This window comes from Fictibacillus sp. KU28468 (assembly GCF_026153615.1).
GTDB lineage: Bacteria > Bacillota > Bacilli > Bacillales > Fictibacillaceae > Fictibacillus_C > Fictibacillus_C marinisediminis.
On the sequence record NZ_CP110666.1, the window covers coordinates 1,850,418 to 1,872,058 of the forward strand.

The window sequence follows — 21,641 nt, forward strand, 5'->3', positions numbered from 1 at the left end:
GAATTAACCACCCCGCTGGACAGACTGTTGTTCCATGTTTATGCATAGCCGGCTAAAGAAAGAAGAAGGAATTTAATGAGAAGGAAAGAAATTCTTATAGTGAAAAACTAGACGATTATAGGAGAGAGGCACATCATGATCAATGAACAAGAAATACTTCAGAATATTAGTGACTTAGTCAGTATTCCAAGCCCAGCAGGCTATACAGATCACGCGATTTCCTATGTGAGCGATTTCCTGAAAAAGGAAAACGTTCCGTATTACATTAACCATAAAGGGGGACTGATCGCGACAATTAAAGGAAAGGACGATTCGAAGCATCGTTTGCTGACGGCGCATGTGGATACGCTGGGTGCAATGGTGAAAGAGATAAAGGGCAGCGGACGCCTGAAGCTCACCATGATCGGAGGATTCCGCTGGAACGCAGTCGAAGGAGAATATTGCAAGATACATACAACTGACGGAAAAATTTATACAGGGACCATCCTAATGCATCAGACGTCTGTCCATGTTTATAAAGATGCGGGTGACGCAAAAAGGGACGAAGTGAATATTGAAGTTCGGATCGACCAGCAGGTGAAAACAAAAGAGGAGACAGAAAAACTCGGTATCTCGGTAGGGGATTTCGTATCCTTTGAACCAAGGGTGGAAATTACAGAGAGCGGATTTATTAAATCGAGGCATCTCGATGATAAAGCAAGCGTCGGTATATTGATGCATCTTATTAAAGTGATTAAAGATCAAAGGATTGAACTGCCTTATACTGTGAATTTCCTTATCTCAAACAATGAAGAGATCGGGTACGGCGGAAATTCCAATATTTCAGAAGAGACGGTTGAATATATCGCAGTCGACATGGGAGCGATCGGTGATGGGCAGGCGACCGATGAGTACACTGTGTCGATCTGTGCGAAAGATTCCAGCGGTCCTTATCATTACGGACTGCGCAAACATTTAGTCAAACTGGCTGAAGAGCATAGTGTCGACTACCGTGTGGATATCTATCCTTTTTATGGCTCTGATGCATCGGCGGCCATTAAAGCAGGCTATGACATTAAGCACGGATTGGTAGGAGCAGGGATCGATGCTTCCCATGCCTATGAACGCACTCACGTACAGTCCTTGCGGCATACGGCGACTTTGTTGCTTCATTACATGCAGTCTGAACTCGTCTGATGAGTTTGAAGATTTTTTCATAAGAAACAGAAAGAAACCGCTGTCTTTTCAGCGGTTTTTTTCTTCTGTCTCTGCTATAATAATCAGGGTGATAAAATGAAAACGCTATATGATGTGCAGCAGCTCTTAAAGAGATTTGGAATCTTTATTTATACCGGACACCGGATGGCTGATCTTGAGCTGATGCAGGATGAACTAAGAACCCTGTACGATTCAGGTTTGATCGATCAACAGGAATTTAAGATGGCACTGCTGATTATTAAAGCTAACTATCAAAAATTCAGCTAATAAAATTGATATAAAAGGGTGACAGCTATGAATGAGAAATGGTATGTAGGCGTAGATCTTGGCGGAACAACAATTAAAATGGCATTTATCAGCGACTATGGTGATCTGATCAAGAAGTGGGAGATCCCAACGGATATCTCTGAAAAAGGAAAAAATATCACAACAGATATTGCGAAAAGCATCGACTCTGTTCTGGAGGAGCTTGGCGAAAAGAAATCCAGGCTCAATGGAATCGGCATGGGAGCTCCTGGATTTATAGATCTGTCCCGCGGATTTATCTACCATGCGGTCAATATCGGCTGGGTAAACTTCCCGCTGAAAGAACGTCTGGAAATGGAGACAGGGCTGCCTGTAGTCGTAGATAATGATGCCAATCTTGCAGCTGTCGGAGAAATGTGGAGGGGGGCCGGCGATGGAGCCAAAGACCTCCTTTGTGTAACACTTGGTACGGGTGTTGGAGGCGGAATCGTCGCCAATGGGAAAATTCTTCATGGAACCAACGGAATGGCAGGAGAAATCGGGCACATTACAGCCATTCCTGAAGGTGGTGCACCATGCAACTGCGGCAAAACCGGGTGTATTGAAACCATAGCATCTGCTACAGGCATATGCCGCCTTGCTCGTGAAGGTTTGGAAAAATATCCGGATTCCATCCTTCATAAAGAACAGGAAAAAGAGGATGGGATCACGTCTAAGGATGTTTTTGACGCTGCTGATAAGAAGGATGAGCTGGCGCTGTATGTCTTGGAGCTCGTGGGATATCACCTCGGTTTTATGATCGCGAACCTTGGGAATGCGATCAATCCAGGGAAAATTGTTTTTGGCGGCGGAGTATCAAAAGCTGGAGATAAAATCCTTCAGCCTGTCAAACAAAACTTTGATAAGTTTGCACTTCCGCGTGTAAAAGAAGGAGCGGAATTTGCTATTGCTTCACTAGGAAACGATGCAGGTGTATACGGGGGAGCCTGGATGGCGAAAAAATTGCATGAGGAAACTATTTTATAAACGATCCATAGTTTTTTTAAAGACCATGCCCAGCATGGTTTTTTCTTTTCATTCATGACTTAACTTCTGTATGAATACACTGAAAGGTAGAAGTTACATGATGAGGAGGAGCTTATGAAAATAACGGTAAGAAAGGGAGATACGTTTTCTTATTACAGCCAATTATTTGGACTCCCCTTACAGCTGCTGCTGGATTCCAACTTGCAAACGGATCCCGAATATTTGCTGCCCGGATCTTCGCTGCTCATTCCCGGCTATTTTCATCATGAGCATACGGTAAAAAAAGGAGACACATTCCATTCCCTCTCTAGGAGATACAATGTCTCTTTAGATGGCTTGTTTATATTGAATCAGGAAAATAATGCACAGCTTCTCAAAGAGGGAATGGTCGTGAATGTTCCGGAGCGAGCGGTACACCGTGTCGTTTCAGTCGGTGTGCCGTATGATTATAGTGTTCTGAAATACGATCTTCAGCGTTTATGCTCTCTTTACCCCTTCATTCGCTCTGACTGTTTTGGACAATCGGTATTAAAAAAAGACCTTGTTCAGCTGAAATGCGGAAGAGGGCGAAAGAAGGTGCACGTGAATGCCTCTTTTCATGCAAATGAATGGATAACGACCGGCATCTTGATGGTTTTTTTAAACGATTACTTGTTGGCGCTGACAAATAATACACCCATCCGGGGAATCAATATGCTGCCTTTGTACGAATCAGCGACGCTGTCAGCCGTCCCAATGGTCGATCCTGATGGTGTCGATCTTGTCCTGAAGGGTCCGCCCGATATAGAGCCGTACCGCAGCCTGGTCAAAACCTTAAACAAGCAGCATCCCAATTTTAAAGACTGGAAGGCCAACATCCGGGGAGTGGATTTAAACAACCAACTTCCGGCACGGTGGGAGATCGAAAAAGCTAGAAAGCCGGCAGAACCGGCTCCAAGAGATTATCCGGGAGATTATCCGCTTTCCGAGCCCGAAGCGAAGGCGATAGCCAATCTGACGGTCGACGAAAATTTTGACCGTGTTATCGCTCTTCACACCCAAGGGAAAGAATTTTATTGGGGTTTTGAGAAGGAAGAACCGGATGAAGCCGAAAAGATCGCCGAAGAATTCGAACGTGTAAGCGGCTATAAAGCAGTCCGCTACGTAGACAGTTACGCGGGATACAAAGACTGGTTCATACAGGAGTTTCGCAAACCGGGTTTTACTATCGAACTGGGGATCGGTGTAAATCCGCTTCCTCTTTCGCAATTCCAGGAAATTTATAAAGATACGCTTGGTATATTTCTGGCCAGTCTGTACATGTAAAGAAGCGGAGAAACCAGCAGCCATAAAAGAAGTGCCCCCAATTGTGAGTCCAAACTAACAATTGGGGGCACTTCACTAGGTGCTGGTTTTTTCTTATGGGTTAAATCATGGTACACTGTTAGTATTCTCGATTCTATTAACTCAGGAGGTTATTATGGCTATTATAGACATTACGGTTATCCCGATCGGGACAGAATCCCCGAGTGTCAGTACATATGTTGCAGGAATACAGCGTGTTCTTGAAAAATATAATGATCAGATTAACTACGAACTGACTCCGATGAACACCATTGTAGAAGGGGAGCTGGATGTTTTATTAAACGTCATCAAAGAAATGCATGAAGCGCCCTTTCAGGAGGGCATACAGCGGGTGGCTACAAATATCCGCATTGATGATCGAAGAGACAAGAAATCTACGATGAAATCCAAACTGGAAAGCGTACGGAACAAAATGCAAGGGTAAATAAAAAACCATCCGCGATACTTCGCGGATGGTTTTTTGCTGTTCGGTTTAGTGGCCTGTAGAGCCTCCGCCTGTGAACAAATCGATAAAGGTCATGATGGTAAACCAGCCAAATACTGCAAATGTAAGAAACGCAAAACCAGAACCTAACATATTCTTAATTTTTAATGACCGCAGTAAACCTAGAGCAGCAAAAATTGTAACAATTGCGAAAATAATGGCTAAAGCCATATCCTATGCCCCCCTTACTCTGGAGTAATCTACTTAAATACTGAATTCCCTATGTATAGCAAAAAATCCGGGTACTGCCTTGTACTATTTTACTTGTTTTGTTAACTTTTGTACAGTCTCCATTTTATTAAGATTGGACTGTAATGGCAATATTGTAAGCACTTGCATATTTTTCGATCAGTTCTTTTTCTTCTTTGTCAACGAAGTACTTTGAGCTGTAGTCCCGTTGTTCTGTCCCAATTAAATGTTCGTCGAGCTGAAACAGGGCCATGCTGATCTCCTGGCTGGTACCTCCGTTTATCGTGAAGGATAGAATAGTGTCTTCAAAGAGGTAAAAGTGTTGAGAAGCTGATCGGAATCCATAGTCCCAAAAGCGGTCTGTAGGCTGGAAGGATTCTGGAGAGTAAAGGGGATGCAACTCTTCGAAATAGTTCTGCGTTTCATAATAGGCTTTTAGTGCAAGAGCTTCTTCCATCGTTTTTACAATAATGATCTCTCCGCTCCGGTCGAACACATTGGCCAGTTCGGCTGTCTTTCTGACAACTTGGGCTGCAGCAGCAGGGTGTTTTTTAGAAACCGGTTTTATCTCAATTCCATAACAAAGCGACAAAGCCATCTCCTCCGCATCTTTTTTAATTTTAGTGTAAAATAGGGGGAAATAGATTGCAATGGAGGGATTCATATGAAATGGGAACGGCTGACTGTCGGACCAGTTCAGGAGAATACATATGTTTTATGGAATGAAAAAAAGGAAGGGATCATTTTTGACCCGGGCGGCGAGAGCAAAAAGATTATCTCCTTGGTTGAAAAACGAGGGGTAAAGCCGCTTGCTGTGTTGCTGACACATGCCCATTTTGATCATATCGGTGCTGTAGACGATGTAAGGGAAAAATGGCAGATTCCTGTTTATGTCCATAAAAAGGAAAAGGACTGGCTGGAAGACCCGAACAAGAACGGTTCCGTTCATTTCATGCAGGATATAACAGCAAAAAAAGCAGACCATCTGATCACTGAGGAAGGAGAGCTGCAGATCGGCAGCATTTCCCTGCAGGTGCTGGAAACTCCAGGACATTCTCCTGGCAGTGTATCTTATTATGTTTCAAGCATGGAAACGGTCTTCTCAGGAGACGCTCTTTTCGCAGGAAGTATCGGAAGGACAGATTTATATGGCGGGAATCAGGAGCTGCTCTTGAAGAGCATTCATGACAAGCTCTTGAACCTTCCTGAAGAAACGATGGTTCTTTCGGGCCACGGACCGGAGACAGCAATTGGCGCCGAAATGGATTCCAATCCTTTCTTAAGCGGTTTTTAAAATGCTCTCTTTGATCAGGGAGAAGATAAAAAACTCGCCAAACCAGGTCATATCCTATGAGGAATATATGAGACTGGCTCTGTATGCTCCTCAAATGGGCTATTATCAAAACGAGCGGGTGAAGATTGGAAGGAACGGGGATTTTTATACGAGCAGTGCAGCTGCCGATGCTTTTGGAGCCGTTTGGGCAAACGCGTTTTATCGAATGTTCCAGGAACAGCAGCTACCTTTTATTCTTTGTGAGATCGGAGCAGGGGACGGCAGGTTTGCCAAAAGCGTCCTCCATGAATGGGAGGCCAATGGTTATCCACATCTGGAATATATCGTGGTTGAGTCGAGTCCTTATCATGCACGAAAAATAAAGGACAAGCTTTCTGAGGACCGTTTCATCCATTATTTTTCTCTTGAAGACATGAAGGCTGAATACCCATTTTTTCAAGGGATTCTATTTGCCAATGAACTTCTTGATGCGATGCCTGTTCATGTTGTTAAACAGGAAAAAACAGGTATGACTGAAATCATGGTATCCATAGATGAGACGGGAAACCTGGTAGAGCAGGAACAACCATTGGTTAATGCAGAACTCGGCATGTGGATCGCAGAACACCTCGGAGGGCTTTCCATCGGGCAGACCATCGAGGTTCCGCTGGCTATGACACACTGGCTTAACGATCTTTATGGATGGGTTGAAAACGGAGCAGTAGTGCTCGTCGATTACGGATATACGAGGGAAGAGTGGGACATGCCCCATCTTTTAAACGGGAGTCTGCGCGGTTATTTTCGTCATCAGCAAATCAACGATCCGCTGAAATTCCCCGGGGAGATGGACCTAACGTCTCATGTTCATTGGGACAGTGTAAAAACGATCGGTAAAATAGCAGGATTCCGGGCGGATGATTTTCAAAAGCAGACAGATTTTCTTCTGGAGAACGGGATTCTAGATCATCTGCGAGATACTGGCAGCCAAGATCCGTTCTCACCTGTGCATAAGAAGAACAGAGCGATCCGTTCCCTGATCATGGAGAACTCCATCAGCTCTTATTTTCAAGTTCTAATCCAAAAAAAAGACGGCTGCCGTTAAACGGCAACCGTTTTCTTTTTAATGATTAATGGCCACCCGCTCCGGGAGTCATCATGAACGTTGTCCAGTATGTAAAACCTACAAAAAAGACTGTTAGATAAGCTCCAAAAATGTAAATATACATACGCTCAGATAAATTTAAGTAGCTTAGTGAAACAAATAAAATAGTTTGGCCCAAAAACAACAGTGACATGTTGGTTAAGTCCCCAAGATAGGCCATTACTGCGATAATCCCAGTCCAAAAGCCCAAGACCTTGTACATTCTTGCCATATGTATCCCTCCCTTTTCACCGAAGAACTCATTCCCTCTGTATTATATATGAATTTTTACTGGATTGTAAATGCCATTCTAACTGGATTTGGAAAAACAAAAAAAGAACACATGGCAGGTGTTCTTCGTAAAAGATGGCTGGGCTAGCTGGATTCGAACCAACGAATGACGGAGTCAAAGTCCGTTGCCTTACCACTTGGCTATAGCCCATCGGAATAATTTTAGTATGGGTTGTGTCGAAAATTTTATGCAATAAAGTGTAAATTATTTGAAGGGATTTAGCAGATTATGTCGTAAAGTTACCTTTAAGATAAGAAAGAAGGTGATAACGCGTTGCCCATTGAAAAGAAAAGTGATGAACTGCTTCAACTCGCAGCAAGAACCAATGCCTCAGATATTCATTTTGTCCCCAAGAGGGAAAAAGGCCTGATCCAGTTCAGGATCGATGGCCAGCTTCATCAGGTAGAAGAATTAGCCTATGTATTTTTTGAAAGACTTGTTTCCCATTTCAAATTTAAGGCTGGTATGGACATCGGTGAACGCCGCAGGCCTCAGGACGGTTCGATGGATGTTACCATCAAAGACCATCTCCTTCATCTCAGGCTTTCCACACTGCCTACTGCCTTTCATGAAAGCCTTGTCATCCGCTTGCTTCCCCAGACCCATCCTTCAGAATTTCAATCCTTAGCCCTGTTTCCGCACTCACTCGAAGGACTTTCCCCCCTATTGCGGCGTGCTAGCGGCCTTATTCTCTTCTCAGGACCGACCGGTTCAGGAAAAACGACCATCATGTATTCTCTTCTTCAGCATATCCAATCCTTGTATACCCGCCATATCTTAACACTCGAAGATCCCGTGGAAAAGAAAGTTGATCTGTTTTTGCAGATGGAAGTGAATGAAAAAGCAGGAATTACGTATGGGGAAGGCTTTAAATCACTCCTTCGCCATGATCCCGATGTTATCATGATCGGTGAGATCAGGGATGAAGCTACAGCCAGGCTCGTGGTCCGGGCCGGAATGACGGGGCATTTAGTGCTTTCGACAGTCCATGCAGAAGACACATTAGGCTGTTTATTCCGGTTGATCGAATTTGGTTTGACCATTCAAGAACTTGAACAAACACTGCTCGGCATTGTTGCTCAGCGGTTGATTTCGCTGCGCTGCCCCTATTGCGGTGAAGTGTGCGACACTAATTGTTTTATGAGAAGAAAAAATAAAAGAATGGGTTTATTTGAACTGCTGTCAGGATCCGGGCTGGAAAAAGGTATAGAGTGGATTCGGGGCAACTCGAATCGGCCGGATGGTGAGAGAACATTGAATCATTTTATAAAACAAGGCATTGCTCTAGGATTTCTGCCTGCCCATAGCCTTGAGAGATGGGGGGTGGACAGGCTGTGAAAAAGGGAAGGAACTGGTCGAACAAACAGCAGGGAGCTTTTTTGATGCGCCTTGGCAGGCTGCTGGAACAGGGCTACACACTCCCAAAAGCAATTCCAATACTTAAGCTGCATCAGAACCGCTGGATGCAAGACGGTCTTCACCGGGTGTATGATTGCCTGAAAAGAGGATACTCCCTTCATGAAGCATTGGCACGAGAGAGATTTTCAAGCGATGTGCTCGGTTTTCTTGAGTTGTCCGAAAAACATGGTGATTTGCGCTTCAGTGTCATGGAAGGTGCCAAAATGCTGCAGAAGAAGGAAGAAATCAAAGAACGATTCATTAAAGCGACAAGGTACCCAATATTCTTATTTGCTGTCGTTTTGTCGATATGTTTCATCATGTTTCACTTGCTGATCCCCCACTTTTTATCTTTGTACTCCTCTTTAGACATCAATTTCCCTTATTTTACAATCGTAATGATTTCCATAATAAAGAAAGTTCCTTTCCTCTTTTTTCTGTTTGCTGCGTTTACTGTCACGGCTGCTGCAGCGTATATCGCTGTAATGAAAAAAATTTCTCCTTCCAAACGCATCTCGCTGCTCTTAAGAATCCCCATTGTAAAAAGAACACTTCCTGTCCTGATCACCCATCAATTTTCTATTCAGCTGGGCAGCCTGCTAAAAGGAGGATTGGCGATCAATGAGGCGTTAAAGATCCTCGAACAAAATCAATACATGCGATTTTTTCGAACAGAGGCTGCCTTGATGAAACAAGAGCTCGTGAACGGGCTAAGATTTGAAGATATCGTTGCTCAAAAGCGCTACTTTGTTCCTGAGCTGTCTATGATTATTGCTCATGGACAATCCTGCGGAATGCTCGATAAAGAATTGATTGCTTACAGTGAAATACTGCTCGCTTATGCAGAAGAAAAAATGGCAAAGTACATCGTTGTGGTTCAGCCGGTACTGTTTCTATTCATAGGGGTCATGATACTTGTCATGTTTGTTTCGATGCTTTTGCCTATGTTTAAAATGATGGATTCCATTCAATAATTAAGGAGAGTTAGGATGAAAGATATGAACGAAAAGGGTTTCACGCTGATCGAAATGATGATAGTTCTCCTCATCATTTCTGTATTGCTTTTAATAGCGCTGCCGAGCATGGCAAAAAACCTTGGCGTCGCTAAAAATCTCGGATGCAAGGCAACACTGGATCTGGTTCAGGGCCAGGTAGGTGCTTATGAAGCCGATAAAGAAGAAAAATTGACGGATTTAGATACGTTGGTGACGGAAGGGTATGTGGATACGGTCAAATGTCCGAACGGAAACGCGCTGGAATTAAAAGGCGGAACGGTCGTTGAAACGGCAGATTAAACGGATCAACGGCTATACCTTGCTGGAGCTGATCATCGTTCTTTCGATCGGGAGTATCCTGTTGAGTGTTGCCTGCGCCTCACTTCAGAAATACTACAAAGGAAGGGAAGTGCATTTTTTTCTGGAGCAATTCAAGCGCGACTTGTATTTTACACAGCGAACAGCGATAAACGAGCAAAAGCTAGTTCATTTGCATATTTTCCCGGGTGAGAATCGGTATATTATTACCACCGGCATGAACGAAGTGTATAAGAATGTTAAATTCCCAAAGCAGATTCAATTTGAATCTGCAACGATGTCCTTGAAGATTACGTACAATAAAATAGGAAACATCAGTACTTCAGGAACGATGATTATCAAAACAGATGCTGGCAGATACAAGGTGGTATTTCTGTTGGGAAAAGGCAGGTTCTATGCTGAAAGATTCTAAAGGTTACTATTTGCTTGAAGCACTTCTCGCCTTAAGTGTCTTGTCAATCGTAATTAGCGGAGTTAGCCCGGTCTTGCACACCCTTTATACAGAACGCTTCACTCTTAAGCAAGACAGGGAGGCTTTAGAGCTTTTATCTAACAAGCTGATTGAATTCGGAAATGATGATGAAGGGGGGACGTCCATAATCCGTGGACGTACGGCAGATTTTCAATGGAAGAAGAAAGAAGGGAGGATCTGCATTGAATTTACGGGGAAGAATGGAAGAGCCTATCGTGAATGTGATGTTGTTAAACAATGAAGGTTAGCCAAAAAGGGTTTACGCTCGTTGAAGCAATGGTGGCGCTGTCCATCTTTATCGTGCTGGCGGGCTTTGCACCGCTGCTCATAAAAGTACTTTCGCCTCCGGTGCAAAGCGGTGTCTCAATGGAAGAATTGGAATCTTTTTATTCAGCGATCGGTCAGGCCATAAGGGAAGCGGTTAATGCGGAAGCAAGCGAAGAGAAACTGACCTTAACCACTTCTTCTGGACAGTCCGTCACCTATTCCTTCTATCAAAACCGGATACGAAAGCAGATCAATGGACAAGGATATGAAATCTGGCTGTTTTCTGTAAAGCGTTTTCGCCCTTCTGTAACTGGCCAGCTGGTAACAGTATCCATCACTGACACAGCCTCCCATGTCTATAAACGCGTGTTTGCCAGACAGGCAGAAATTGTTCTGGTGAATTCTTGAATAGCCGAGGATATATTTTCCCCACGGTACTCGTTTTTTGTCTTATCTTCTCGATGCTGGCAGCACATCAGCTTCTCATTTTTATCGGTGAGAAACAGTTCATTGACGCACAGAGGGAACGGATGCAGCTGGATGCAATGATCGAGAAGTCCAGCCGGGATGCGATTAACAGCATAAAGAAAAATAAGAATCCAGCCGGCCGGTTTGCGTTCGACCATGGAGTGGTGAATTGCGTGGTGTCCACAGGGCAGCCTCCTGCAATGGAAATAAAAATATCGGCAAGTTTGCGAAACCATCAGACAAAAAGCGTGGTTATATATTATAATAGCGAGACTAAAAGCATTACGAAGTGGGTGGAGGGTGCAAGTTGAAACCGATTTTTTTAACAGGATTCATGGGATCCGGCAAAACCACGATCGGTTCGCTGCTCGGCAAGAGATTAGACTTGCCGGTCGTTGATACTGATCACTACATTGAAGAAAAATACAATCAAAAAGTGGCAGAAATCTTTGCGGTTCATGGAGAAGTAGTGTTCAGGGGCTATGAAGCTTCTATCCTTCCTGAACTTCCTCAGCAGGATGCGATCATTACGACGGGCGGAGGAATGGCCGTTTCAGCGGAAAACCGGAAATACATGCTGGAAAACGGGTTTGTTATTTTTCTAAGCTGCCCGCTCGATACCATTTTTGAGAGACTGAAAGAAGACAGAAGCCGGCCATTGTTCAATCATGAAAAAAAGATAGAGATGGAGAAGCTGTACGATAGGAGGCTTCCTCTTTACCGTGATTGCCATTGGGTACTCGAGACCGGGGGATATAAGCCAGAAGAAACGGTCGAAGAAATTACAGCGAGGTTAGGTCGTTCCGATTTCGGGCAAACTGGTGACAAACAATAAAAAGGTGATGTCATCTTATGAATACCTATTTTAAGTTTGTCATTGAAGCAATCGTTAAGAGAATGAGCAGGTCTCCAGAGGAAAAACAAATGTTAAAACAGCAAAAAGCGGAACGAAAACAGCCTGTGCTCGTTTCGCTTTTTGGCATGGTCCCTTTTTCTCTGGGATTGATGTTCAAGAAGCGCCGGAAGTGAAGTTCCCTTTTGTTCTTATCATTTTTCAATCTACTGGAAGTATGATAATGTTGAACTATCATTTAAACGAAGAAGTGTGGTATAGATGGCTATAGAAAACGGGATTTATGATCGGCTGAAAAGACCGCTTAAAGATTTGCGGATCTCAGTCACTGATCAATGCAATTTTCGCTGCACCTATTGTATGCCGAAAGAAATCTTTGACGGGGACTATCCATTCTTAGAAAAAACAGAGCTGCTGAGCTTCGATGAGATCGTAACGATTGCCGAGCGCTTCATCTCCTTGGGGGTAACGAAGCTGAGAATAACGGGTGGTGAGCCTCTTATGAGGAAGAACCTCCCTGAACTGATCGGCCGGTTGAATAAGCTGCACGGTCTGAAGGACATTGCTCTGACGACCAATGGCGTGCTTCTGCCCCGTGTCGCTCATGACTTAAAGAAGGCAGGAATGGACCGGGTTACTGTAAGCCTTGATTCTCTGGATTCCGAACTATTTGGCAGAATTAATGGAAGAGGGCTGGGTATCGATCCTGTTTTAGAAGGGATGAAGGCAGCCCACGAAGCCGGACTTAAAGTCAAAGTCAACATGATGGTCCGCAAAGGTGTTAACGATCAGGAAATTTTGCCGATGGCAGCCTATTTTAAACAAACCCCCTACATCCTGCGGTTCATTGAATTTATGGATGTCGGCACAACGAACGGCTGGAACATGAAGGAAGTAGTTACAAAGGAAGAAATTCTTAAAGCCATTCAAACTGAACTTCCTCTTCTCCCGGCAGTTGAAAATTATTACGGGGAGGTAGCTTCCCGCTATCAATATGCTGATGGGGAAAATGAGATTGGCATCATCTCTTCAATAAGTGATTCTTTCTGTTCATCCTGTACACGGGCAAGGCTTTCTGCAGATGGAAAGGTGTTCACTTGTCTCTTTGCTTCGAAGGGAATGGATTTTAAGACACCACTTCGTGAAGGCGCAACAAAAGATGACCTTGATAACATGATCACAAATCTTTGGGAAAACCGGAGCGACCGCTATTCTGATGAGAGAAGAGATGGAGCAGGCAAGAAGGAAAAAATTGAAATGTCATATATCGGGGGCTAAAGATAGCCCCTTTTTTTTGCACTATTCTTTTGGTGTTCATGATGACAGAAAGGTATCAGACAAATAAAAGAGCCCGCCATTTATGATGTCCACGGTAATTTTCGGTTCGTATTGCGTACGGAGTGCCTCTTTTTCTACCTGATAATATTCCGGCTTTTCGATTTCATCCTCATAAAACCGATCCAATAGTTCTTCATCCTCCCGCCACCTGTTTTCGGCATCCTCCGCCCAGCTGTGATCATCTTCATGTATTTGCTGCTCAACGATTGCTTCGATTCGTTTTAATCCGCTCACCGGACGGATGAAGGGAGACAGTGTATAGCAGAAATCCGGGATTTTCCGGGTAAGAGGAAGTGAACGAAGCTGTTCATGAAAGTTGCTTTCTATTTTCCCGGTAATCAAATGAATGCCGTAAGAAGAGATCATATCTTTTTTACGGTCACATTGATAGGAGGTTTTTAAATTCACACAGAGCCATGGATTTAAGGGGATGTTCTGCCCGGAGTCCTGGCGGATCGCTTCGTACATGCGGATGAACGAACCGAGTTTCTTGGTGGAGGCAAAAATCTGATGCAGCCTCGGTGAACCGAAGTGAATAAACTCCCCATTTGCGTCGGGGGGATGCTGCTGGCCTGTGATGAGAGTAAGAGCCATCGGGTTCGGTGTTCCGCCTGTTTTCTCTAGATAGTGCCAGTAAAAGGGCCGGTTCATCAGCAGTTTATCCAGCTCAACGGTGAGCTGGATCTTCATGTAACTATGATTTTTTTCCTCTACGATACAGTCGTTCGATTCAAAATAACGTTCAAGAAAATGATGAATCTCGTGCTGCTGCATGCTCTTCCCATCCTTTCTTTTTAATGCCTCCGTCCAGATTAATAAGAGCGGCAAGATTGTCCATTTTTACTTTTATTTCTCCTTCGCTTTCCGAGTTCAGCATGATATCCGAGATATAAGTTTCGATGTTTTTCAGTTCGAATTTTGCAAGGATCTCATCAAGCTCACCTATTACACTTTCAAACAAATTGATCTTATTATACAAAAGGTTTAAGATTCGTTCTTCAATGGTGTCCTGTGTCGCGAAATTATAAATATGAACGTCTCCTTTTTGTCCAATGCGGTGTATACGCCCGATCCGCTGTTCAATGCGCATAGGATTCCAGGGAAGATCATAGTTAATGATGTGCTGGCAAAATTGGAGGTTGATACCTTCGCCACCTGCTTCAGTGGCAATAAGAACCTGTGCATGGTTTTTAAACAAGTGGGTCATGTAGTCTTTTTTGCTTCGCTTAAAGCCTCCCCGAAAAGGGACGGAGGAGATGCCATGCTGCTGAAGAAACCATTGCAAATATAGCTGTGTCGCTCTATATTCCGTAAAAATTATAACTTTATTTTTAATGGACTGAATCAGTTCCAGTGTTTGCAGTGCTTTTGAATTCTGTGAAACGTTCTCAATCTTTTTCATCAATGGGAGAATGGTCTGTTCAGTAGCGAAGTTTCCGGCATCTTTTTGTAGCATGTTCTTTAAAGTGAGAAAGCAGGCTTCTCTTGAACTGCATACCTCTCGCTGCAATGTCAGGATCGAGAACTTGCTTCTATTAAAGTTTGGCTGCTCTTTAAGATCCGAGATGCTATTGTACAAGTCTCTCTCACTCTCAGAGAGTGTGATTGGAATCGTTTTGACCAGCCGTTTCGGCCATTTTAAGCCGGTCTCTTCTCTGCGGTTCCGGACCATAACTTTATTGACGAGCTGTTTTAGCTTCTCTTCATTTTTCAGTGAATGTTTATCGTTGCGGAAGTCTTTATCAAAATTCTCCTGATTGCCAAGATGTCCGGGTTTCAATAAAGTCACTAAGTTAAAAATCTCTTCCACCCGATTCTGTACAGGTGTGGCGGTAAGCAGCAGACAGAATTTTTTCTTCAGATGCTGTACGAATTCATAGTTTTTCGTATTTTTGTTTTTAAGTTTATGTGCTTCATCAATGACAATGATGTCGTAATCCTGATTGAGTACAATATCCCGGTGGGGCTGCCTTTTTGCCGTATCAATCGATGAGACGACAACATCACACTGCTCCCACACATAGGATTTTTTCTGCGCAATTGCAGGGATGAAGAATTTTTGATTCAGTTCTCCTGTCCATTGAAGAACAAGAGATGCCGGTACGAGAATGAGCACCTTTTTAGCGAGTCCCCGGATCATATATTCTTTAATAATCAAGCCTGCTTCAATGGTCTTTCCCAGACCAACTTCATCTGCAAGAATGGCTTTTCCGTTCATTTTTTCAATGACCGTTTTTGCGACCTCAAGCTGATGGGGGAGAAATGTCAGCTGCGGAAGATGATCCGGTGCCTGAAGGCCGAGAAAATCAGGGATTGACAGGTTCTTCTCCGCTTCAAGCGCAAGATTATATAACTCCCATTTTGTCCAGGGTCCGTCATCTTCCATTCTTTTCACAAAGTCTTCATGCCAGTCCCGGTTAAAGTTAATGTTGAGATTCATCTACTGCTTTCCTTTCTCTGTACGGATAGCGCACCTATAGGTAATGGTATACAGATTCCCAAAATGGCGTTGCTTTTTAAACTGAAATAATGATAGGATAATAATGTGTTTCCAAGGTAAAAACATATATTTAGTATGGACGATGGAATATAATTACATACTTGCGAATGAAAGCAAGAGGAGAGACTATTTCGGTAGCGCCGAAGGAGCAAGCGGGAGCGAAACTCTCAGGCAAAAAGACTCTTGTTTGACGCGTCTCTGGAGAGCGTCCGCGGTCACGCGGCCACCAACGAAGAAACGAAGGGGCAAGCCCCTGAGAAACTTACTGGTTAAAGGACAGAGGGATACCTGGCAAAGGTATTTCTCTGTCCTTTTTTCGTGATATCCTGTTCAACGGATCAACTTGTGTGATTTTTACTTGGAATTTTTTGAATATTACCAATGATGGATTAAAAGGAGGAAGAGTAATGGGGGAATTAAAGCGTACACCACTTTTTGAAGTTTACAAGGGCCATGGCGGCAAAGTCATCGACTTTGGCGGATGGGAGCTTCCTGTCCAGTTTTCCCGTATAGGGGAAGAGCATGAGGCAGTCCGTACAAAAGCCGGGCTCTTTGATGTATCTCACATGGGTGAATTTGAAGTGAAAGGTGAAGGAGCAACGAACTTCTTGCAGTACATGCTCACCAATGACATCTCCAAGCTGAAAGACGGAAGCGCACAATATACCATAATGTGCTTTGAAAACGGGGGCACTGTTGACGACCTGCTTGTCTATAAGCACAGTGATCAGCATTATCTTCTCGTGGTGAATGCATCCAACATCGAAAAGGATTTTAACTGGCTTGAGTCACATGTAACAGAAGGCGTTGAGCTGACCAATATCTCTGATTCTACAGCTCAGCTCGCTTTGCAGGGGCCCGCTGCAGAGAAGATTCTTCAGAAGCTGACTGATACAGAGCTGTCCTCCATTGGCTTTTTTAAATTTAAAAATGATGTAGACCTGCAAAGCAACAGAGCGCTTGTATCACGCACGGGCTATACAGGTGAAGACGGATTTGAAATCTACTGCCGTCCTGAGGCTGCAGTCAAGCTTTGGGATCTTATCCTCAAAGCAGGTGCAGAAGAGGGAATTCTTCCATGTGGTTTAGGTGCAAGGGATACGCTGCGATTTGAAGCGAAACTTGCGCTTTACGGCCAGGAGCTGACAAAAGACATCACTCCGATCGAAGCGGGAATCGGTTTCGCAGTAAAAACGGATAAAAAAGCAGATTTTATCGGCAAGGAAGTCCTCAAACAACAGAAAGAAGAAGGCGCACCTCGTAAGTTGGTGGGTATTGAGATGATCGACAAGGGTATTCCACGGTCTCATTATGAAGTTTTCAAGGATGGAGAACGCATCGGAGAAGTCACCACAGGCACTCAATCACCGACTCTGAAAAAGAATCTGGGTCTGGCTCTGATAAAAAGCGAGTTTACTGAATTAGGAACAGAAGTGGAAGTACAAGTAAGACAAAAACGATTAAAGGCGGTTATCGTTAAGTCGCCGTTCTATAAACGCAGCTAAATTAGCCACTGGGGAGGATATTCACATGACGTTTCGTTATTTGCCGATGACAGAGCAAGATAAAAAGGAAATGATGAAAGCTGTCGGTATAGCATCGACAGAAGAATTGTTCAAAGATATTCCAGAAAAGGTCCGCTTTAAAGGAGAACTTCAGATTGAAAAGGCCCTTTCTGAGCCAGAGCTTGTAAAATACATGTCAGGACTTGCGCAAAAAAACAAAAATACGAAAGACTATCCAAGCTTTTTAGGTGCGGGTGTCTATGACCATTACACACCATCAATCGTAAACCATGTAACACTCCGCTCTGAATTCTATACAGCGTATACACCGTACCAGCCCGAAATCTCTCAGGGAGAACTTCAGGCAATCTTCGAATTCCAGACGATGATCTGTGAGCTTACAGGCATGGATGTAGCGAATTCATCCATGTACGATGGGGGAACAGCCCTTGCAGAAGCGGCATTGTTATCTGCAGGACAAACAAAACGCAAAAAGATTATCGTATCCAAAAGTGTTCACCCGGAATCCCGAGCTGTTCTTCAAACCTACGCTAACGGACAGTTTCTCGAAGTTGTTGAGGTGGGAACAAAGGATGGACTGACGGATCTGGATCAGCTTAAAGAAGCGGTGGATGGAGAGACCGCCTGTGTGCTCGTACAATATCCTAACTTCTTTGGCCAAGTGGAAGCATTGAAAGAGATTGAGGAAATTGTTCACAGCGAAAAAGCCATGTTCGTTGTTTCGAGTAATCCGCTGTCATTGGGAGTACTTACTCCTCCTGGCAAGTTTGGTGCAGACATTGTCGTGGGAGATGCACAGGTTTTCGGAATTCCTCAAGGGTTTGGCGGACCTCATTGCGGCTATTTTGCCGTAACACAAAAGCTGATGAGAAAGGTTCCGGGACGTCTCGTCGGACAGACGGTCGATGAGAACGGCAAAAGAGGTTTTGTATTGACACTGCAGGCGCGTGAGCAGCATATCCGCCGCGACAAAGCGACCTCTAACATCTGTTCGAATCAGGCATTGAATGCCCTGGCTGCTTCTGTTGCCATGACCGCTCTTGGAAAGCAGGGCATCAGAGATATTGCAGGACAGAATATCCAGAAAGCGCATTACGCAAAGAATGTTCTTGAAGAAAAAGGTCTTTCCGTTCCATTTAGTGCACCTTTCTTTAACGAATTTGTCGTAAAACTGAACAAACCTGTAAAAGCCATCAATAAAGAATTGATTGAAAACGGAATGATCGGCGGATATGATTTGGGCCGGGATTATCCTGATCTTGAAAATCACATGCTCATTGCAGTTACTGAACTGCGTACTAAGCTTGAGATTGATAAACTGGCAACGGTATTGGAGGGGCTATAATGAACAATCATGATACAGCACTTATTTTTGAATTGTCCAAAGAGGGCAGAGTCGGTTACAGTCTTCCCGATCTTGATGTTCCGGAAGTAAGCCTGGATAGTCTTATTCCTTCTGATTATGTCCGTGAAGAGCCAGCTGAGCTTCCTGAAGTTTCCGAGCTTCAGATTATGCGCCATTATACGGCTCTTTCTAAACGCAACCACGGTGTAGACTCCGGATTCTATCCGCTTGGTTCCTGCACGATGAAGTACAATCCTAAAATTAATGAAGATGTGGCACGATACCCTGGATTTGCACAGATCCACCCTCTTCAGGACGAAGAAACTGTTCAGGGTGCGATGGAGATGCTTTATAACCTTCAGACCTCTCTTGCTGAAATTACGGGGATGGACGAAGTAACCCTTCAGCCGGCAGCCGGTGCCCATGGAGAGTGGACAGGATTAATGATGATCCGTGCTTACCATGAAGCAAATGGTGACAGCCACCGTACAAAAGTCATCGTTCCTGACTCGGCTCACGGAACGAATCCTGCATCAGCAACCGTTGCGGGTTTTGATTCTATTACCGTTAAATCCGATGAGCGCGGACTTGTTGACCTTGACGACCTTCGCCGTGTTGTAGGGGAAGATACGGCCGCTCTTATGCTGACGAACCCGAATACACTCGGTCTTTTTGAGGAGCACATCCTTGAAATGGCGGCTATCGTCCATGAAGCCGGAGGAAAACTTTACTACGATGGTGCCAATATGAATGCCATTATGGGCTACACACGCCCGGGAGACATGGGTTTTGATGTCGTGCATTTAAACCTTCATAAAACGTTCACAGGCCCTCACGGCGGCGGCGGACCTGGATCTGGTCCGGTTGGAGTGAAGAAAGACTTGATCCCGTTCCTGCCAAAACCTGTTCTTGTGAAAAAAGAAGAAGGATTCACATTTGAATACGATCGTCCACAATCCATCGGCCGAGTAAAACCATACTACGGAAACTTCGGCATAAATGTTCGCGCCTACACCTATATCCGTACGATGGGTCCAAAGGGACTTAAGAATGTATCAGAGTATGCGGTGCTAAACGCCAACTATTTGATGAGAAGGCTTGAGCCGCATTTTGATCTTCCGTTCACACAGCATTGCAAACATGAGTTTGTACTGTCCGGCAGAAGACAGAAGAAGCTCGGAGTACGTACACTGGACATGGCAAAGCGCCTGCTTGATTTCGGTTATCATCCGCCGACCATCTATTTCCCTCTTAGCGTAGAAGAGGCGATTATGATCGAACCGACAGAAACCGAGTCAAAAGAGACGCTGGATGAATTCATCGATGCGATGATCCAAATTGCTAAGGAAGCCGAAAAGTCTCCAGAAGTCGTTCAGGAGGCGCCGCACTCAACAGTTGTCAAAAGACTGGATGAGGCGATGGCTGCCCGTAAACCAGTATTACGTTATGTAAAGTAGAATACTAATAAAAAAAGGTTCGGGAGATTACTCCCGAACCTTTTATCATGATGATTTAACTTTGCCAGTCCATTTTTTAAATCCGCCTCTCAAATGAGAAAGGTCAGTATATTTATTTTTACGCAGGAATTGTGCGGCTCTGGCACTGCGCATACCGCTCTCGCAGTATAGATAGACAGGCTTGTCCTGGCGAATTTCAATTTTACGCTGTTTCATTTGTGTCAGAGGAATGTTTCGCGCACCAAGTATATGCCCTTTTTTAAATTCCTCCGGTTCACGGACATCAACCAGCTGTGCTTTACGGTATCCAGCTCTGAATTCCTCTTCGCTTAGCGTTGTTAAATATTTCTTTTGATACAGCGCGGTCACTACGAGGTAGACGAGAACCGCTGCCAAAATAGCAAGAACGATAATCCATTCCATTTCATTTGCACTCCTTTTTTCTATCTCCTTCAATTATATCCTCACAGCCCGCCAGAATCAAAAGAATAATATAAAAAAATTGGCAGTACTTGATGTTTTGACAGGAGTCATAGTTTTGATAAACTAGTAGGGTACTAAAAAGGAGATAGTTATATGGAGAGAGAAAAGTGGTTATTCATTGATTCAGGAAACTGTGATCCTGCCTATAACATGGCATTGGATGAAGCATTACTGACGTGGCACAGCGAAGGCAAAATTCCACCGGTCATCCGGTTCTATGGCTGGAATCCAGCAACGCTGTCCATCGGCTACTTTCAAAAGGCCGAAAAGGAGATTAACCTTGAGGCGGTTGAAAAATACGGCCTTGGCTTTGTGCGCCGTCCGACGGGAGGCCGCGGAGTTCTCCATGATCAGGAGCTTACATATAGTGTGATTGTTACCGAAGAGCATCCTAACATGCCTAAAACAGTGACGGAAGCCTACCGGGTTATATCCGAGGGCATTCTGCAAGGTTTCCGCAACCTTGGTTTGGACGCCTATTTTGCCATCCCGCGTACAGAGGAAGAGAAGGCGGGATTGAAAAATCCTCGCTCGGCTGTCTGTTTTGATGCTCCTTCCTGGTACGAACTCGTGGTAGAGGGGAGAAAAGTAGCCGGCAGTGCTCAAACCCGCCAAAAAGGGGTAATTCTGCAGCATGGTTCCATCCTGCTGGATCTGGATGAAGACAAACTGTTTGATCTTTTTGTGTACTCCAGTGAACGTGTCCGTGAGCGGATGCAGAAGGCTTTTAAGAATAAGGCGGTAGCCATGAACCAGCTCAGGGAAACACCGGTCACACAAGAAGAAGCGAAGAAAGCTTTCCATGCCGGGTTTGAAGAAGGATTGCAGCTCGATCTGCAGCCGTACACTTTGAATGAAGAGCAGCAGAAAGAAGTTGAACAGATCGCTGAATCAAGATATAGAAGTAAAGAATGGACGTTTAGAAGATAAAGTGGAAATCGGGACAACGATGGCTGTCTCGGTTTTTATTTTTTGCACTTGTCAAGCCAGAAAAAATTTTTGGGCCGTCCACAAGGATGTTCAATAAAG

General features: G+C 44.3%; 27 protein-coding genes, 1 tRNA gene and 1 riboswitch. Of the genes, 21 read left to right on the plus strand and 7 right to left on the minus strand.

From position 1 onward, the window contains the following. Window positions 1-135 precede the first annotated feature (135 nt). From OKX00_RS09535 to OKX00_RS09555, 5 genes are all read left to right on the plus strand, one after another. Window positions 136-1,176: a M42 family metallopeptidase gene (locus OKX00_RS09535; protein WP_062234998.1), complete on the plus strand. Its 1,041-nt coding sequence runs from the start codon at window positions 136-138 to the stop codon at window positions 1,174-1,176. Window positions 1,177-1,272: 96 nt separating this feature from the next. Next, complete coding sequence (locus OKX00_RS09540) at window positions 1,273-1,464, plus strand: YqgQ family protein (protein WP_053357887.1); 192 nt, start codon at window positions 1,273-1,275, stop codon at window positions 1,462-1,464. Window positions 1,465-1,491: 27 nt separating this feature from the next. Continuing rightward, window positions 1,492-2,469: an ROK family glucokinase gene (locus OKX00_RS09545; protein ID WP_265410224.1), complete on the plus strand. Its 978-nt coding sequence runs from the start codon at window positions 1,492-1,494 to the stop codon at window positions 2,467-2,469. 114 nt (window positions 2,470-2,583) lie between these two features. Next, the gene (locus tag OKX00_RS09550; RefSeq protein WP_265410225.1) at window positions 2,584-3,774 is read left to right on the plus strand and encodes a M14 family metallopeptidase; all 1,191 of its coding nucleotides are present in this window, start codon (window positions 2,584-2,586) and stop codon (window positions 3,772-3,774) included. A 154-nt stretch (window positions 3,775-3,928) separates the two neighbouring features. Then, window positions 3,929-4,237, plus strand: coding sequence for an MTH1187 family thiamine-binding protein (locus OKX00_RS09555; RefSeq protein ID WP_053357890.1), 309 nt, complete (start codon window positions 3,929-3,931; stop codon window positions 4,235-4,237). Window positions 4,238-4,285: 48 nt separating this feature from the next. Here the strand turns inward: OKX00_RS09555 and OKX00_RS09560 are convergent, their stop codons facing one another. Beyond that, complete coding sequence (locus OKX00_RS09560; protein ID WP_053357891.1) at window positions 4,286-4,468, minus strand: DUF2759 domain-containing protein; 183 nt, start codon at window positions 4,466-4,468, stop codon at window positions 4,286-4,288. Between the two features lie 127 nt (window positions 4,469-4,595). Continuing rightward, a complete protein-coding gene (locus OKX00_RS09565) occupies window positions 4,596-5,078 on the minus strand; it encodes a hypothetical protein (RefSeq protein WP_265410226.1) in 483 nt (160 codons plus the stop codon). 72 nt (window positions 5,079-5,150) lie between these two features. Here OKX00_RS09565 and OKX00_RS09570 point away from each other — a divergent pair, with 72 nt between their 5' ends. Together OKX00_RS09570 and OKX00_RS09575 are read left to right on the plus strand one after the other, a co-directional pair. Continuing rightward, window positions 5,151-5,780: an MBL fold metallo-hydrolase gene (locus OKX00_RS09570; protein WP_265410227.1), complete on the plus strand. Its 630-nt coding sequence runs from the start codon at window positions 5,151-5,153 to the stop codon at window positions 5,778-5,780. 1 nt (window position 5,781) lies between these two features. Next, the gene (locus tag OKX00_RS09575; protein WP_053357894.1) at window positions 5,782-6,861 is read left to right on the plus strand and encodes a class I SAM-dependent methyltransferase; all 1,080 of its coding nucleotides are present in this window, start codon (window positions 5,782-5,784) and stop codon (window positions 6,859-6,861) included. 25 nt (window positions 6,862-6,886) lie between these two features. On the opposite strand, the gene OKX00_RS09580 is transcribed toward OKX00_RS09575, so the two are convergent. After that, complete coding sequence (locus tag OKX00_RS09580) at window positions 6,887-7,132, minus strand: DUF2626 domain-containing protein (protein ID WP_062235012.1); 246 nt, start codon at window positions 7,130-7,132, stop codon at window positions 6,887-6,889. Between the two features lie 135 nt (window positions 7,133-7,267). Further along, window positions 7,268-7,342: transfer RNA gene (locus OKX00_RS09585), tRNA-Gln, on the minus strand. 123 nt (window positions 7,343-7,465) lie between these two features. Between OKX00_RS09585 and comGA the strand changes: the two genes are divergently transcribed. The 10 genes from comGA (at window position 7,466) to moaA (ending at window position 13,241) form a co-directional block, all read left to right on the plus strand. Beyond that, window positions 7,466-8,530: a competence type IV pilus ATPase ComGA gene (gene comGA / locus OKX00_RS09590; RefSeq protein WP_265410228.1), complete on the plus strand. Its 1,065-nt coding sequence runs from the start codon at window positions 7,466-7,468 to the stop codon at window positions 8,528-8,530. Further along, window positions 8,527-9,564, plus strand: coding sequence for a competence type IV pilus assembly protein ComGB (gene comGB, locus OKX00_RS09595; RefSeq protein ID WP_265410229.1), 1,038 nt, complete (start codon window positions 8,527-8,529; stop codon window positions 9,562-9,564). The genes comGA and comGB overlap by 4 nt, the downstream gene beginning before the upstream one ends. Window positions 9,565-9,579: 15 nt before the next feature. Continuing rightward, window positions 9,580-9,885, plus strand: coding sequence for a competence type IV pilus major pilin ComGC (comGC, locus tag OKX00_RS09600; protein ID WP_053357898.1), 306 nt, complete (start codon window positions 9,580-9,582; stop codon window positions 9,883-9,885). Beyond that, complete coding sequence (gene comGD / locus OKX00_RS09605) at window positions 9,869-10,315, plus strand: competence type IV pilus minor pilin ComGD (RefSeq protein ID WP_062235018.1); 447 nt, start codon at window positions 9,869-9,871, stop codon at window positions 10,313-10,315. Before comGC ends, comGD begins: the two co-directional genes overlap by 17 nt. Beyond that, the gene (locus tag OKX00_RS09610) at window positions 10,299-10,616 is read left to right on the plus strand and encodes a hypothetical protein (RefSeq protein ID WP_091004685.1); all 318 of its coding nucleotides are present in this window, start codon (window positions 10,299-10,301) and stop codon (window positions 10,614-10,616) included. The genes comGD and OKX00_RS09610 overlap by 17 nt, the downstream gene beginning before the upstream one ends. After that, complete coding sequence (gene comGF, locus OKX00_RS09615; RefSeq protein ID WP_053357901.1) at window positions 10,613-11,050, plus strand: competence type IV pilus minor pilin ComGF; 438 nt, start codon at window positions 10,613-10,615, stop codon at window positions 11,048-11,050. Before OKX00_RS09610 ends, comGF begins: the two co-directional genes overlap by 4 nt. Further along, complete coding sequence (gene comGG / locus OKX00_RS09620; protein WP_265410230.1) at window positions 11,047-11,421, plus strand: competence type IV pilus minor pilin ComGG; 375 nt, start codon at window positions 11,047-11,049, stop codon at window positions 11,419-11,421. Before comGF ends, comGG begins: the two co-directional genes overlap by 4 nt. Next, window positions 11,418-11,945, plus strand: a complete 528-nt coding sequence (locus OKX00_RS09625; protein WP_265410231.1) for a shikimate kinase — start codon at window positions 11,418-11,420, stop codon at window positions 11,943-11,945. Before comGG ends, OKX00_RS09625 begins: the two co-directional genes overlap by 4 nt. 17 nt (window positions 11,946-11,962) lie before the next feature. Then, on the plus strand, window positions 11,963-12,139 hold the full coding sequence (locus OKX00_RS09630) for a YqzE family protein (RefSeq protein ID WP_082683439.1): 177 nt from the start codon (window positions 11,963-11,965) through the stop codon (window positions 12,137-12,139). An 85-nt stretch (window positions 12,140-12,224) separates the two neighbouring features. Then, entirely contained in the window at window positions 12,225-13,241 is a 1,017-nt protein-coding gene (moaA, locus tag OKX00_RS09635) for a GTP 3',8-cyclase MoaA (RefSeq protein ID WP_322114357.1), read from the plus strand. 36 nt (window positions 13,242-13,277) lie between these two features. On the opposite strand, the gene OKX00_RS09640 is transcribed toward moaA, so the two are convergent. After that, the gene (locus OKX00_RS09640; RefSeq protein ID WP_062235032.1) at window positions 13,278-14,075 is read right to left on the minus strand and encodes a YqhG family protein; all 798 of its coding nucleotides are present in this window, start codon (window positions 14,073-14,075) and stop codon (window positions 13,278-13,280) included. Beyond that, a complete protein-coding gene (locus tag OKX00_RS09645; RefSeq protein ID WP_062235036.1) occupies window positions 14,044-15,741 on the minus strand; it encodes a DEAD/DEAH box helicase in 1,698 nt (565 codons plus the stop codon). Before OKX00_RS09645 ends, OKX00_RS09640 begins: the two co-directional genes overlap by 32 nt. A 167-nt stretch (window positions 15,742-15,908) precedes the next feature. Further along, window positions 15,909-15,994, plus strand: a riboswitch (glycine riboswitch). A gap of 214 nt (window positions 15,995-16,208) precedes the next feature. Between OKX00_RS09645 and gcvT the strand changes: the two genes are divergently transcribed. From gcvT to gcvPB, 3 genes are read left to right on the plus strand one after another with little or no spacing between them, the layout of a single operon-like run. Next, window positions 16,209-17,306: a glycine cleavage system aminomethyltransferase GcvT gene (gcvT, locus tag OKX00_RS09650; RefSeq protein ID WP_265410232.1), complete on the plus strand. Its 1,098-nt coding sequence runs from the start codon at window positions 16,209-16,211 to the stop codon at window positions 17,304-17,306. A gap of 25 nt (window positions 17,307-17,331) precedes the next feature. Further along, complete coding sequence (gene gcvPA / locus OKX00_RS09655) at window positions 17,332-18,672, plus strand: aminomethyl-transferring glycine dehydrogenase subunit GcvPA (protein WP_265410233.1); 1,341 nt, start codon at window positions 17,332-17,334, stop codon at window positions 18,670-18,672. Further along, window positions 18,672-20,129 (plus strand): aminomethyl-transferring glycine dehydrogenase subunit GcvPB, encoded by a 1,458-nt coding sequence (gene gcvPB / locus OKX00_RS09660; RefSeq protein WP_062235042.1) that lies wholly within the window; start codon window positions 18,672-18,674, stop codon window positions 20,127-20,129. The genes gcvPA and gcvPB overlap by 1 nt, the downstream gene beginning before the upstream one ends. A 45-nt stretch (window positions 20,130-20,174) precedes the next feature. Here gcvPB and OKX00_RS09665 read toward each other — a convergent pair whose 3' ends face one another. Continuing rightward, window positions 20,175-20,552, minus strand: a complete 378-nt coding sequence (locus OKX00_RS09665; RefSeq protein WP_053357910.1) for a rhodanese-like domain-containing protein — start codon at window positions 20,550-20,552, stop codon at window positions 20,175-20,177. A gap of 153 nt (window positions 20,553-20,705) precedes the next feature. Here OKX00_RS09665 and OKX00_RS09670 point away from each other — a divergent pair, with 153 nt between their 5' ends. Further along, a complete protein-coding gene (locus OKX00_RS09670) occupies window positions 20,706-21,542 on the plus strand; it encodes a lipoate--protein ligase family protein (RefSeq protein WP_062235045.1) in 837 nt (278 codons plus the stop codon). Window positions 21,543-21,641 lie beyond the last annotated feature (99 nt).